This window comes from uncultured Microbacterium sp. (assembly GCF_963521695.1).
Taxonomy (GTDB): Bacteria; Actinomycetota; Actinomycetes; order Actinomycetales; family Microbacteriaceae; genus Microbacterium.
The window spans coordinates 1-12,216 of sequence record NZ_CAUQWC010000087.1 but is presented as its reverse complement, the minus strand read 5'-3'; the positions used below and the strand labels follow the sequence as shown (position 1 = coordinate 12,216).

Below are 12,216 nucleotides of genomic sequence, written 5' to 3'. Positions count from 1 at the left end.
TCGCCGCCCTCGGAGCCGACTATGACCGCTGACACCACCACCGACCCGGCCGCGCGGGGTAACGACGACACGTTCACGCCCGCGACGAGCCCCGCACCGCGCCCGAGCGACACGGCATCCGTCGCCCGTCGTCTGGAGGCGGTCCTGCTCGTCATCGACGAGCCCCAGAGCCTGGTGAGCCTCGCCGCGGCGGTGGCGGCGCCCGTGCCCGCCGTCCGTCAGGCGGTCGAGGCGCTCGTCGCCGACTACGACGGCCAGACCGGCGGACCCGTGCGCGGCTTCGAGCTGCGCGAGGTCGGCGGCGGGTGGCGCCTCTACGTACGCGAGGAGCACGACGATGTCGTGGCCGAGTTCGTGAACACCCAGGCCCCCTCGCGCCTGTCGCAGGCGGCGCTGGAGACCCTGGCCGTCATCGCGTACAAGCAGCCCGTCACGCGCGGGCAGGTGGCATCCATCCGCGCCGTGAACGTGGACTCGGTCGTTCGGACCCTGCTCTCGCGCGGGCTGATCACCGAGGTGTTCACCGACCCCGACACGGGCGCCATCCACTACGGGACCACCGACCAGCTGCTGGTCAACCTCGGCATCAACTCGCTCGACGAGCTGCCGCACATCTCGCCGTTGCTCGACGACGGCTCGGACGGATTCGACGGAGAGGTCCCGAAATGAGTGACACGACAGGTTCAGCGACCGGGGGCGAAGGCCCAGCGAGCGGAGGGTCGGCCAGCGACGACGGCATCCGCCTGCAGAAGGTGCTCGCCAATCGGGGAGTGGCCTCGCGCCGCGTCGCCGAGCAGATGATCGTCGAGGGCCGCGTGCGGGTGAACGGCCTCGTCGTCACCGAGCTCGGTCGCCGCATCCACCCCGAGACCGACCTCGTCGACGTCGACGGTACGGCGATCCAGCTCGACGAGTCCAAGCGCTACGTCATCCTGAACAAGCCCACTGGCGTCGTGAGCTCGATGAGCGACGACCGAGGCCGCCCCGACCTGCGCCAGTTCACGACGGACTGGGACGAGCGCCTGTACAACGTGGGGCGATTGGATGCCGACACCTCGGGCCTGCTCGTGCTCACGAACGACGGCGACCTCGCGCACGTGCTCGCCCACCCGAAGTTCGGGGTGACGAAGGTGTACATCGCCAAGGTCGAGGGGCAGGTGCTGCCGCAGACCATCCAGCGGTTGATCCATGGCGTGGAGCTGGAAGACGGACGGATCGCGGCCGACAAGGCGCGGCTGCTCGACTCCTCGCGCGGGGAGAGCCTGGTGGAGCTGACGCTGCACTCGGGCAAGAACCGCATCGTCCGGCGGTTGATGGCGGAGGTCGGCCACCCCGTCGTCGAGCTCGTGCGGCGGCAGTTCGGACCCCTGCACCTGGGAACTCTCCCGGTGGGAGCCGCGCGCGAGTTGACTACAGTAGAACGTGGTGCCCTGCTGACGCTGTCTCGTCGAGACGGCGACACTCCGACGGAGTGAGCCTCCGGGGCGTCTTGCGGCGCCTGGCGCACCGCACAGGGCAGCAGGAGACCCGATGAGCGAACCGAACGGAACGTCCGCGCGCGCGGCCGGTCCCTTGGCGACCCGCACGAGCGGCACCGTCCGCATCGTCGGCTCCGGTCTGCTCGGCGCGAGCATCGGCCACGCCCTCATGGCCCGCGGGGTCGATGTGGTGCTCGTCGACGCGTCTCCGTCGCAGTTGCGCCTCGCGATCGACTACGGCGCGGGCCGCGCCGAGCTTCCCGACGACGCTCCGTCGCTGATCGTGGTGGCGGTGCCGCCCGACGTCACGGCCGACGTCGTGCAGCGCGAGCTCGGGGCGTACCCGGATGCCGTGGTCACCGACGTCGCGAGCGTCAAGCTCGAGCCGCTGCGCACCCTTCGCCGGCGCGGTGTCGATCTGACGCACTACATCGGTTCGCACCCCATGGCCGGACGCGAGCGCGGGGGAGCCATCTCGGCCCGCGCCGACATCTTCGTCGGACGCCCGTGGGTGGTGTGTCGCGATGGGGAGACCTCTGCGCACGACCTCTCGCTCGTCGAGGGCCTCGCGCTCGACCTGGGCGCGACGCTCATCGAGATGACGCCCGAGGAGCACGACGAGTCGGTGGCTCTCATGTCGCACGTCCCGCAGCTGGTGGCGAGCCTGCTCGCCGGCCGCTTCGTCGAGACGCCCGACGGCTCGCTGCGTCTCGCAGGTCAAGGGGTGCGCGACACCACGCGCATCGCGGCATCCGCTCCCGAGTTGTGGGTGCAGATCCTCGGTGCGAACGCCGCTCCCGTGGTCGAGGTGCTCGACCAGCTGGCCGCCGATCTCGGCGACGTCGCCGACGCCCTGCGCGACCCCGATGTGCCGGGGGCCCGCCGCGCGATCGCCGACACCATCCGCCGCGGAAACGAGGGCGTGGAGCGCCTCCCCGGCAAGCACGGCCAGAACCGCCGTTTCGACACCTTCGTCGTCATGATCGACGACACCTCCGGCCAGCTGGGTCGCCTTTTCGGCGAACTCGGCGACCTCGACGTCAACGTCGAAGACCTGCGCCTCGAGCACTCGCCCGGAGCCCCCTTCGGCCTCGCCGAGATCAGCGTCGTCCCCGACGCGGTCCGCCGGGCCGTCGACGGGCTGCAGCAGCGCGGATGGCGGATTGCGAGCACCACCCATGACTGAATCCACCCCCACCATCTTCCGGTCGGGCGTCGCGGCGCCGGTCACGACGCCGGTCGACGGATCCGCGCCCGAGGGCTCGGCATCCGCTCCGGTCGTCATCGCGATCGACGGCCCCGCCGGCAGTGGCAAGTCGAGCGTGTCGAAGGCGACGGCCGTGCGGCTCGGCTACGGCTTCCTCGACACCGGCGCCGCCTACCGGGCCCTCGCCTGGCACGCGCTCCAGCACGGGGCCGACACCTCCGACGCCACGGCCGTGCTCGAGGTGTTCGGCGACTTCGACTACGCCATCTCGCTCGACACGGCCCACCGCTGGGTGCGCGTCGGCGACGTCGACGTGACGACGGCGATCCGAGAGCCCCGGGTCACCGACGCCGTCAGCGGTGTGGCGCGTGTCGCGCCGGTGCGGAAAGCCGTGAACGAGCTGTTCCGCCGGCTCGTGGCATCCGCCGCCGTGTCGGGCGTCGTCGTCGAGGGCCGCGACATCACCACTGTCGTGTTCCCCGACGCGCCCGTGCGCATCCTGCTGACCGCGGCTCCCGAGGTGCGAGCCGCCCGGCGCAGTGCCGAGCTGACCGATCAGGATGCCGCCAAAGTCGCCGCAGCGCTCCACCGCCGCGACGCCGCCGATTCCACGGTCGTCGACTTCCTCACCGCCGCCCCCGGCGTCGAGGTCGTCGATTCGACTCACTTGAATTTCGAACAGACTGTCGACGCCGTGCTGAGCGTCGTCGAGACCACGATGGGAGCCCGCGATGGGCGTTGAAGACGAGTACGAAGGCGGGCCCGACCAGCTCGCCGAGAAGATGGAGCAGCTCGACGAGGTGCTCGCCGAACAGCGGGCCGAAGCGCTGCGCGCGGGGTTGGAGGACTTCGACCTCGACGAAGAAGACGCCGAACTCCTCGCCGGTCTCGCCTCGGGCGAGGGGGCGATCGAGTTCCTGCCCGCGCTACCGGTGGTCGCGATCGTCGGCCGCCCGAACGTCGGCAAGTCGGCGCTGGTGAACCGCATCCTCGGTCGCCGTGAGGCCGTCGTGGAGGACACCCCGGGTGTCACGCGCGACCGCGTCACGTACAAGGCCGAGTGGCTCGACCGCCGCTTCTCGCTGGTCGACACGGGTGGCTGGGAGCCCGACGCGAAGGGCATCGACCGTTCGGTCGCTGCCCAGGCCGAGGTCGCGATCGACCTCGCCGACATCGTGCTGTTCGTGGTGGATGCCACGGTGGGGGCGACTTCGACCGATGAGCACGTCGTGAAGCTGCTGCGCAAGAGCGGCAAGCCGGTGTTCCTCATCGCGAACAAGGTCGACGACGCCCGCCACGAGCCCGAGGCCGCAGCCCTGTGGAACCTCGGCCTCGGTGAGCCGCACCCCGTCTCGGCGATCCACGGACGCGGCGTCGCCGATCTGCTCGACGAGATCATGAAGGTGCTGCCCGAGGTCTCGGCTGTGGCGAAGTACGAGATCGGCGGCCCGCGCCGCGTGGCGATCCTGGGTCGCCCGAACGTCGGCAAGTCGTCGCTGCTCAACAAGGCCGCGGGTGAAGAGCGCGTCGTCGTCAACGAGCTCGCCGGCACGACCCGCGACCCGGTCGATGAGGTCGTCGAGCTCGGCGGCAAGCTCTGGACCCTGGTCGACACCGCCGGCATCCGTCGCCGCGTGCACCTGTCGCAGGGCGCCGACTTCTACGCCTCTCTCCGCACCTCGACGGCGCTCGAGAAGAGCGAGGTCGCCGTCGTCGTGATCGACGTGTCGCAGCCGATCAGCGTGCAGGACCTCAACATCATCGACCTCGTGCTCGAGTCGGGTCGTGCGCTCGTGCTGGCGTTCAACAAGTGGGACCGCCTGAACGACGACGACATGGAGAACCAGGACCGTCGCCGGTACCTCGAGCGCGAGATCGAGCAAGACCTCGCGCACGTGGCGTGGGCCCCGCGCGTGAACATCTCGGCGCGCACCGGCCGTCACCTCGACAAGCTCGTCCCGGCACTCGAGACGGCGCTGGAGTCGTGGGACACCCGCATCCCCACCGGCAAATTCAACGCGTTCCTCTCGGAGCTCGTGGCCGAGCACCCGCACCCCCTGCGCGGCGGCAAGCAGCCCCGCATCCTGTTCGGTACGCAGGCGGCGACGCGTCCGCCGACGTTCGTGCTGTTCACGACCGGGTTCCTCGATCCGGGCTACCGCCGCTTCATCCAGCGGCGCCTGCGCGAGATCTACGGCTTCGACGGCAGCCCGATCGTGCTCAACATGCGCATCCGCGAGAAGCGCCAGCGCTGATCCGCGTCGTGAACGCCCCGGTTCCCTCGAAGGGAGTCGGGGCGTTCGCGCGTGAGCGCAAGGGCACGGGGCGGATGCCGAGACCTCGGTACAGTCGGGCCACGGAGCCGCCGCGGCATCCGGGCTCCGCACGGGAGACATTTCATGACCCACGTCGCACCACCCCTCGACCAGCCGTACTACGGGGCGCCCCTCGGTGCGGCCGTGCGCCGCTTCTTCGCGAAATACGCCACGTTCTCGGGACGGGCGAGCCGCAGCGAGTACTGGTGGTGGGTCCTGGTCGGCGCGGTCGTCGGCACCGTGCTGAACGCCCTGCCGACGCTGACCGACGGCATCCGCATCGAAGCCGACGGGTCGGCGACGATCACGGGCCCCCTCGGTGTCATCCTCGGCCTGGTCTGGCTCGTCTGGGCCGTTGGCACGTTCCTTCCGACGCTGGCCGTGCTCGTGCGCCGGCTGCATGACACCGACCGGAGCGGTTTCTGGGTGTTCATCGGGCTCGTGCCCCTGATCGGCATCCTGGTGCTCGTCGTCTTCACGGTGCTCGGGCCGCGTCCCGAGGGCGCGCGGTTCGATCGGTGAGGTGCGACGCCGCAGCCGGGGTCTCTGCGAGCGGGTCGGGGTGACGGCGCCGGTCGACGCCTCAGCCCGTGCATGTGCCGGCGGGCAGGGGGCTCGTGCCGGCACGCCCGCGCGGGTCTGCGCGGCGCGATGTGACGTTCGTCGACGCCCGTGCGGTGCGGGTGTGCGAGGGGCTCGTGCCGGCACGCCTGCGCGGGTCTACGCGGCGCGATGTGACGTTCGCCGACGCCCGCGCGGTGCGGGTGTGCGAGGCTGAGAGCGATGACCATCGAGCCTCCCGCCCCAGGTGAACCGCGGCGTCCGCACGGTCCCCGCGATCCCGGCGACGCATGGGTCGTCGCGCCGACCGGCGAGAAGTATTGGGGCCGTTTCGGCGCGTCGGGCCTATTAGCCCTCGACGCCGAACGGGGTGTGCTGCTGCAGCATCGCGTGTCGTGGAGCCACTTCGGTGACACGTGGGCGCTTCCCGGCGGCGCGCGGCACGAGGGCGAGTCAGCGCGCGACGGCGCTCTTCGCGAGTCCGGCGAAGAGGCGGGCGTGCCCGAGGATGCCGTGCAGGCCCGTTTCGAGAGCGTGCTCGACCTCGGCATCTGGTCGTACACGACGCTCGTCGCCGATGTCACTTCACCGTTCGATCCGGTGATCAGCGACCCTGAGAGCGTCGCGCTGGCGTGGGTGCCGGCCGACGAGGTCGATGCACTGCCCCTGCATCCGGGATTCGCGTCCGCGTGGCCCGCACTTCGCGCGGCACTGGAGGTGCGCCCCGCGATCCTCGTCGACGCGGCGAACGTCGTGGGCTCGGTGCCCGACGGATGGTGGAAGGACCGCGCGGGAGCCGCTGGCCGCCTGCTCACGCGCCTGTCCGCCCTGGCCGAAGGGGGAGTGGATGCCGAGGAGCTGGGGCTGCCAGCCACGCGCTGGTTCCCGTTCGTCGGCGCCGTGCTCGAGGGCGAGGCGCGTGCGGCCCAGGTCGATCACGACGGTGTGGCGGTGTGGCGGGCACCCGCGTCGGGCGACGATCAGATCGTGGCCGTGACGGAAGACCTGGTGGCGACGTGGAACCCGGTCGTCGTGGTCACCAGCGACCGCGGCCTGGCGGCGCGGGTCGAGGCCCTCGGCGCGACGGTGCGCGGTGCGGGTTGGCTGCGCGACCGGCTCAGCTGAGGTGAGACCCTGTCTCGGCCGACGGCACTGATCGGCTTGGCTGAGGTGAGACGTCGCCTTGGCCTGACCGCGGGGTGGGCTTGGCTGAGGGGAGACGCTGTCACGGCCGGTCGCGCCGACCGGCGCTTAGGGCGACTGCAGGAACAACCCGGTGAGCAGTTCGCGGAAATGCTCCGGCGTCACCGCGATCGGCCCTGAATAGACATGGTCGAAGCCGGCGATCGAATAGACCAGGATCGCCAGGAACGTCGAGATCAGCCCGCTCATGAGCAGGTGGATGCGTAGGTCTCTGACCTCGATCAGGGCGAGCAGCACGGCGTTCAACAGTGCTCCCACGCCGATGACGATCCACAGCATCCACGGCAGCGACAGGTGCGTGAGTGAGATGCGCTCGCGTCGGTCGGTGATGAAGGTGTTGAAGGCGCCGATGGTCTGAGACTTCGCCACGACATCGGAGTCTGTCGCGGGTTCGAAGTCGGCGATGGCCCGCTGGATGGCCGTGACGTGCTCGTCGGTGGTCTCGGGCGTGATCTGCTGCTGTTGCAGAGGCCAGTCCTCGGTGATCACGGCGTTCGTGTAGGCGACCAGCGCGTCCTTGAGCTCGGATGACGCGGGTTCGCTCAGGAACGCCGCATCACGGTAGAGGACGGCGACCGAGGAGGATTCTTTGACCACGACACTGTTCACGAGGGCGAAGTTGCCGTAAGCGCCGGCGGCGATGAGGCCCAGCGTCACGCCGTAGATGATGCCGTAGGCGCCGACCGCATAGCTGAGCACCCGGTCCCATTCGCCCCGGCCCGCGGACGCCCTGCGCACCCATCCGCGCAGGGCGAGGACCAGCAGACTCGACACGGCGACGACGACGAGGACGAAGATGGGGAGTCCCACCCAGATCGGCAGGTCGAAGAACGACGGCATCGGGTTCCTTCCGAACGATGAAGGAAATCATGACAGAAGGTCTGCAGCCGGGGGTCGTCCCTCGCGGCTCGAGGAGTCAGTCGAGCTCGCGCCCGCGCAGCTTCTCGATCTCGCGACGGTCGCGTTTGGTGGGTCGCCCGGCGCCACGGTTGCGGACGGGCACGAACGGCATGCTCTCCTTCGACGGCGGTGGGGGAGTACGGTCGTCGACCGATTCGGCGACGAGGGCCGCGCCGACGCGCTTCGCGATGGTCTTCTTCACGACGAGGATGCGGTCGAACCCCTGGATCCGCACTCGCAGCTCATCGCCCGGCCGGACGGGTTGCGCGGCCTTGGCCCGCTCGCCGTTGACACGCACGTGTCCGGCGCGGCACGCCGTGGTCGCCGCTGAGCGGGTCTTGTAGACGCGGATGGCCCACAGCCACGCGTCGACGCGCGCGGTGGTGCTGGCATCCGTCATGTGGGGTCCCCGTTCGGCGAACCTCCATCGTAAGACGGCCGGTCAGTGGCGGAGGGTCAGGGAGACGAGCGCGGGGTCGGTTCCGTTTGGCCGGCCAGGGCGAACCCGGCCGGTCAGTCGCGGAGGGTCAGCGCGACGAGCGCGCGGTCAGGCTTGGGGCGGTCGACAACGGTGAACCCGGCCGCTTCGAAGACGGGCAGGATGCCGCGGAACAGCTGATTGGACGACCTCTTCGCCGCGGCGGGGTCGAGCGGATAGCCCTCGACCACGCGGGCGCCTCGCTCGCGGGCGGTGGCGACCGCGGCATCCAGGAGTCGGGCCGTCAGGCCCTTCTTGCGATGCTCTGTGCGGACGACGAAGCACGAGACGGCCCAGACGTCGTCGTCGTCGAGCGGTTCTTCGGTGGATGCCGTGACGTCACGGGTGCGCGTCAGGCGCGGCTGCGCGGTGCGCGGCCCGACCCGCACCCAGCCCGCGGGCTCGCCGTCGACGTAGGCGATGAGTCCGGGTGGGCGGTGCCCCTCGAGCTCGGCGCGGAACATCTGGGTGCGGTCCTCGATGGAGGCGTCTTTCCACGGGCCGTTCGGCAGGAGCCACCACTGGCACTGGCATTCGGGGCCGTCGCCGCTGTCGAGCGCGGTCTCGGCGTCGTCGAATCGGTCACCGGTGGCGGGGAGGACCTCGATCGTCATGGTCGAGAACGTAGCGAGGGGGTACGACATCGGCAATGCTCTGGCCCGCCTGCCCCCGTCTGGTCCGCACACGCCCGGGGCGCCGCTGGTTCGCGAGACGCGCGCGGAGCGGCTAAGATAGACGAGTTGCCCGCTCGCGGGTAACGGGATGTGGCGCAGCTTGGTAGCGCACTTGACTGGGGGTCAAGGGGTCGCAGGTTCAAATCCTGTCATCCCGACCAATTGATTGTTACTCAAACCATTGGACAAGTTGTCCCTTGGATTGGTCGACGAAGAGGAGCCTTCCGCGGAAACGCGGGGGGCTCTTTCGTTTGTGGTGGCGGTGTTCGCCTGCCAGTCGTGGAGTGCTTCGTTGACGTCGGTGCGGACGGGGCGGATATGGATGCCGTCGTCTTCGACGTAGACGATGAGGCGTTGGAAGAACGCGGCGAGGAGGTCGCGGCGCGTGTTCCCTGCGAGGCTGACGTAGAGGTCGCCGGGGTTCTCTAGGAGGTCCACGTATGCCAGTACTCGTTCGGCTCCTGATCGCAGGTGGGTCTCGGTTTTCGTGAGTCGTTCTTTGATGGAGGCTTTCTGGAGGGTGATGTCGTTGAGTCTGCCGCGGAGTTTGTCGCTGGGCATGGTGCCGTCGGCGGCGAGATCGATAAGTCGGTCCTCTTGCGCTTCGAGGGTGGCAAGCTGCTTCCGCAGACCGTCCTTCAGTTCGCGATCGGCTGCTTGCAACGTCTCCATGGCTCGGGTTACCTCGCGTCGGATGGTGTCGACGGATTGTGCGTGGAAGCCTTCGGCGGTGACGGCGCGTGCGACTGCTGCTTCGATATCGTCCAGCCGCATCGTCCCGACGGTGCAGTTTCCGCGTTGTTTGGCGGCGCAGAGGTAGTACTCGTAGGTGCCGCCGTTCCCGACGTTCTGGCTGTAGACGAGGCGGCTGGTTCGGCCTTCCGATTCGCATTGTCCGCAGGCGAGCATTCCTTTGAGGTAGTGGAAGTGGGTGATGTCCCGGTCGCCCTTGCGGTTGCGGCGGTCGAGGATTTTCTGGACGGCGAGGAAGGTGGTCTTGTCGATGATGGCTTGGTGGCGTCCCGCGTAGAGGGCGCCTTTGAAGCGGATGGTGCCGGCGTAGTACGGGTCGCGGAGGATCTTTGCGAGCGCACTGGGTGAGAGTGGTCGAGCGGGTCGCTTGGCGGATGGTCGGGTGGTGAGTCCTTGTTCTTCGAGGAGGCCGCAGAGCTGCCAGATGGAGTACTGGTCAGTGGCGTATTGCGCGAACGCCCACTGCAGGATTGGGTACCGGTCGGGGTCGAGGTCGATGGTATTGACCAAGCGCCCGTCGAACTCTTTGCGGACATTGAGGTAGCCGAGTTTGGCTCGTCCGACGCTTCCGCCGCGTTGAACTTTGTGGGCCATCTTGACCTTGATGTCCTCCCCCGACTGCCGGACCTGCACTTCGTTCATGATGTCGGTGATGGCTTCCATGGCATCGCCCATGTATCCGTCGCCGAACTTCTCCTTGGCAGAGACAAGGGTTACGCCCTTTTCGCGCAGTCGGATTTTGGTGACGGCGGCGTCGAGGTGGTTGCGGAAGACGCGGGAGCGCATGTAGATCACGACGTACCGCACGTCGGGGTGCTCGTCGATGTAGCGCATCATGCGTTTGAACTCGGGGCGCTTTTCGATTGACTGCGCCGAATGCCCCGGGTCGACGAACTCCGCGGCGACGACCGCGCCGAGCTCTCGGGCCGCGTCCCCTGCCCACTCTCGTTGCGTAGCGATGCTGTTGCCGTCCTCGTCCACGTCAGCGCCGGTGTTGAGCTGCCGCACGGTTGAGACACGCAGGTACAACACCGCGCTGCCCTGCCGTGCCGATCCGGGCTCCGCGCTCGTGTCCAGGGCGAGGTGTTCGAGGCCGACGATGGAGTTCCCCGAACCGGGCGGTGCAGGAAGGTTCGGGTCGCGCGCGGGCGACGGGCTCGTCGTGTCGGTGGTTGTCATGGTTGCTCCTTTCTGGTTCGTCCCCCGTTCAGGCGGACGTAGCCTCTTGATTTACGCTCACTCGCCCGGATATGTCTAGATGTGTGGTGACGTAGTTTTCGCATCGCTGACCTGGGGAAAACTCACCCCGCCGTGTTTGGCTGGATTGTCAGGGGTGGCCGTGGGGCCAGGCGGCTGGGTGCGCGTCTGACCCCACGGGGTGACCTCACTGCTCCGTGATCAGGAGAGTGGTGCCGTGTCGTTCCAGCACACGTCGGTGCTTTCTGATGGCGGTCTCCGTGAACCCGCGGTACAAGGGGCTCGGCACGATGAGGATGTGCGCGGGTTGGTCCTTGAGGCAGTCGAGCATGTTGATCAGACGCACTCTCCGGTCCCGGTGTGGGATGTCCCACAGAGCGATAAGACGGTGGAGATTCAGGCCGTGGCGCGTGGCCTCGGCCTCTGCGATCTCGCGCTGCTCATCAACCGTGAGGTTCCCGTACCGCGCTGGTGATCGTCCGGTCAGCGTGTTCTCGATGAGGATCAAGGCGGCGACCTCGACGTCCCCCTTGTCCGAACCTGTTTTGTTGGTGTTGGTGTTGCGCATGGTCGCCTCCTTTCATCAGGTCAGCCGGGGCCGCCGGTGCGTCTCCGGGCTATTTAGTTGTTCCTCACCCGGCTGGGTGAGCCAGTACCCGACCCCGTCAAGAGGGCCGGAAATCACTACTTGCAGAAGACGTGCCACCAGCCGTCCAGGCGGACAGTGTCGTAGGTGTCGAAGATGCGGATGTCTATGGCGGCGTCGTTCCAGACGAGGTGGTCGTCGGGGATCCCCTGCACGGTCATGACTTGCTTCACGGCGTCCAGCCAGCCGAGGCCGTCGAGGACGTCGCGGCGGAACTCCGCGAAGGTCTCCCAGGCGTCGACGTAGCTGTCGTGGAAGGTGTCCGTGAGGTTCTCGGCGGCGAGGTTGGTGTCGCTCAGCATCAGGTAGGCCGCGAATGCGGCGCCGTTCTCTTCCACACCGCGCAGGATCCGCAGGGCGTCGTCGGGGTCTTGCAGATGCGCGAGCGACCGTTCGACGGATGCGGCAGCTTCGGGGCCGAACCGGTCGTCGCCGTTTGGCGGGTACGGGTCGCGGTCTGCGGGTGGTGGCAGTTCTGGGCTCATGGGGTCCTCCTTTCGGGGTGAGGTGAGGTTGAGGTGTCGTCCGGGTCGCCCAGGACGGCGGCGAGCTGGTCGGGTGTGGTGCAGATGAAGAGCCGACCGTCCAGGCGTGGGTCGACGTGAATGGCCGCCTGGAGGCGGGCTACGCGGGCCCGTGTGGGCACGAGCCAGAGGACCCGGGGGAACACGCCGTGTTCGGCCTGGGCGCGGCCGGTGGCCCGGTACGCGGCATATGCGGCGCACTTGGTGAGCAGGACGGGGATGCTTTCGGTGGCGAGGTCGAGCTCGATGTACCAGTGGTCGTCGTAGTCGGCGGTGGCGA

General features: G+C 68.7%; 14 protein-coding genes and 1 tRNA gene. 8 read left to right on the top strand and 7 right to left on the bottom strand.

What is annotated here, in order from left to right; translation table 11 throughout:
• Positions 1-21: 21 nt before the first annotated feature.
• The 7 genes from scpB (at position 22) to RWP81_RS08355 (ending at position 6,686) form a co-directional block, all read left to right on the top strand.
• Complete coding sequence (gene scpB, locus RWP81_RS08385; protein WP_314454759.1) at positions 22-669, top strand: SMC-Scp complex subunit ScpB; 648 nt, start codon at positions 22-24, stop codon at positions 667-669.
• Positions 666-1,475 carry a pseudouridine synthase gene (locus tag RWP81_RS08380; RefSeq protein ID WP_314454756.1) on the top strand — a complete coding sequence of 270 codons (810 nt, stop codon included), beginning with the start codon at positions 666-668 and terminating at the stop codon, positions 1,473-1,475. Before scpB ends, RWP81_RS08380 begins: the two co-directional genes overlap by 4 nt.
• Positions 1,476-1,530: 55 nt before the next feature.
• Positions 1,531-2,664, top strand: a complete 1,134-nt coding sequence (locus tag RWP81_RS08375; RefSeq protein ID WP_314454754.1) for a prephenate dehydrogenase — start codon at positions 1,531-1,533, stop codon at positions 2,662-2,664.
• Entirely contained in the window at positions 2,657-3,427 is a 771-nt protein-coding gene (cmk, locus tag RWP81_RS08370) for a (d)CMP kinase (protein ID WP_314454751.1), read from the top strand. The genes RWP81_RS08375 and cmk overlap by 8 nt, the downstream gene beginning before the upstream one ends.
• Positions 3,417-4,940, top strand: a complete 1,524-nt coding sequence (der, locus tag RWP81_RS08365) for a ribosome biogenesis GTPase Der (RefSeq protein WP_314454748.1) — start codon at positions 3,417-3,419, stop codon at positions 4,938-4,940. Before cmk ends, der begins: the two co-directional genes overlap by 11 nt.
• Before the next feature lie 144 nt (positions 4,941-5,084).
• On the top strand, positions 5,085-5,522 hold the full coding sequence (locus RWP81_RS08360) for a DUF805 domain-containing protein (RefSeq protein WP_314454745.1): 438 nt from the start codon (positions 5,085-5,087) through the stop codon (positions 5,520-5,522).
• Between the two features lie 261 nt (positions 5,523-5,783).
• Entirely contained in the window at positions 5,784-6,686 is a 903-nt protein-coding gene (locus tag RWP81_RS08355; RefSeq protein WP_314454742.1) for an NUDIX hydrolase, read from the top strand.
• Between the two features lie 126 nt (positions 6,687-6,812).
• Here the strand turns inward: RWP81_RS08355 and RWP81_RS08350 are convergent, their stop codons facing one another.
• From RWP81_RS08350 to RWP81_RS08340, 3 genes are all read right to left on the bottom strand, one after another.
• Positions 6,813-7,604 (bottom strand): hypothetical protein, encoded by a 792-nt coding sequence (locus RWP81_RS08350; protein ID WP_314454739.1) that lies wholly within the window; start codon positions 7,602-7,604, stop codon positions 6,813-6,815.
• 76 nt (positions 7,605-7,680) lie between these two features.
• Positions 7,681-8,064 (bottom strand): S4 domain-containing protein, encoded by a 384-nt coding sequence (locus RWP81_RS08345; protein ID WP_314454736.1) that lies wholly within the window; start codon positions 8,062-8,064, stop codon positions 7,681-7,683.
• Between the two features lie 113 nt (positions 8,065-8,177).
• Positions 8,178-8,756, bottom strand: coding sequence for a GNAT family N-acetyltransferase (locus RWP81_RS08340; protein WP_314454733.1), 579 nt, complete (start codon positions 8,754-8,756; stop codon positions 8,178-8,180).
• A gap of 144 nt (positions 8,757-8,900) precedes the next feature.
• Here RWP81_RS08340 and RWP81_RS08335 point away from each other — a divergent pair.
• Positions 8,901-8,977, top strand: a tRNA-Pro gene (locus RWP81_RS08335).
• Here the strand turns inward: RWP81_RS08335 and RWP81_RS08330 are convergent.
• The 4 genes from RWP81_RS08330 to RWP81_RS08315 all read right to left on the bottom strand — a co-directional run.
• Positions 8,940-10,748 carry a recombinase family protein gene (locus RWP81_RS08330; RefSeq protein WP_314454731.1) on the bottom strand — a complete coding sequence of 603 codons (1,809 nt, stop codon included), beginning with the start codon at positions 10,746-10,748 and terminating at the stop codon, positions 8,940-8,942. The two genes, RWP81_RS08335 and RWP81_RS08330, sit on opposite strands and share 38 nt — an antisense overlap.
• A 205-nt stretch (positions 10,749-10,953) precedes the next feature.
• Positions 10,954-11,334 (bottom strand): hypothetical protein, encoded by a 381-nt coding sequence (locus RWP81_RS08325; protein ID WP_314454728.1) that lies wholly within the window; start codon positions 11,332-11,334, stop codon positions 10,954-10,956.
• A 116-nt stretch (positions 11,335-11,450) separates the two neighbouring features.
• Positions 11,451-11,897: a hypothetical protein gene (locus RWP81_RS08320; RefSeq protein WP_314454725.1), complete on the bottom strand. Its 447-nt coding sequence runs from the start codon at positions 11,895-11,897 to the stop codon at positions 11,451-11,453.
• A partial coding sequence (locus RWP81_RS08315; protein ID WP_314454722.1) for a replication-relaxation family protein occupies positions 11,894-12,216 on the bottom strand: 323 nt, incomplete at its 5' end. The genes RWP81_RS08315 and RWP81_RS08320, both read right to left, overlap by 4 nt.

Bases quoted from the DNA above. Each gene is read 5' to 3' on its own strand.
- scpB (WP_314454759.1), top strand. From the start codon at position 22: ATGACCGCTGACACCACCACCGACCCGGCCGCGCGGGGTAACGACGAC.
- RWP81_RS08380 (WP_314454756.1), top strand. From the start codon at position 666: ATGAGTGACACGACAGGTTCAGCGACCGGGGGCGAAGGCCCAGCGAGC.
- RWP81_RS08375 (WP_314454754.1), top strand. From the start codon at position 1,531: ATGAGCGAACCGAACGGAACGTCCGCGCGCGCGGCCGGTCCCTTGGCG.
- cmk (WP_314454751.1), top strand. From the start codon at position 2,657: ATGACTGAATCCACCCCCACCATCTTCCGGTCGGGCGTCGCGGCGCCG.
- der (WP_314454748.1), top strand. From the start codon at position 3,417: ATGGGCGTTGAAGACGAGTACGAAGGCGGGCCCGACCAGCTCGCCGAG.
- RWP81_RS08360 (WP_314454745.1), top strand. From the start codon at position 5,085: ATGACCCACGTCGCACCACCCCTCGACCAGCCGTACTACGGGGCGCCC.
- RWP81_RS08355 (WP_314454742.1), top strand. From the start codon at position 5,784: ATGACCATCGAGCCTCCCGCCCCAGGTGAACCGCGGCGTCCGCACGGT.
- RWP81_RS08350 (WP_314454739.1), bottom strand. From the start codon at position 7,604: ATGCCGTCGTTCTTCGACCTGCCGATCTGGGTGGGACTCCCCATCTTC.
- RWP81_RS08345 (WP_314454736.1), bottom strand. From the start codon at position 8,064: ATGACGGATGCCAGCACCACCGCGCGCGTCGACGCGTGGCTGTGGGCC.
- RWP81_RS08340 (WP_314454733.1), bottom strand. From the start codon at position 8,756: ATGACGATCGAGGTCCTCCCCGCCACCGGTGACCGATTCGACGACGCC.
- RWP81_RS08330 (WP_314454731.1), bottom strand. From the start codon at position 10,748: ATGACAACCACCGACACGACGAGCCCGTCGCCCGCGCGCGACCCGAAC.
- RWP81_RS08325 (WP_314454728.1), bottom strand. From the start codon at position 11,334: ATGCGCAACACCAACACCAACAAAACAGGTTCGGACAAGGGGGACGTC.
- RWP81_RS08320 (WP_314454725.1), bottom strand. From the start codon at position 11,897: ATGAGCCCAGAACTGCCACCACCCGCAGACCGCGACCCGTACCCGCCA.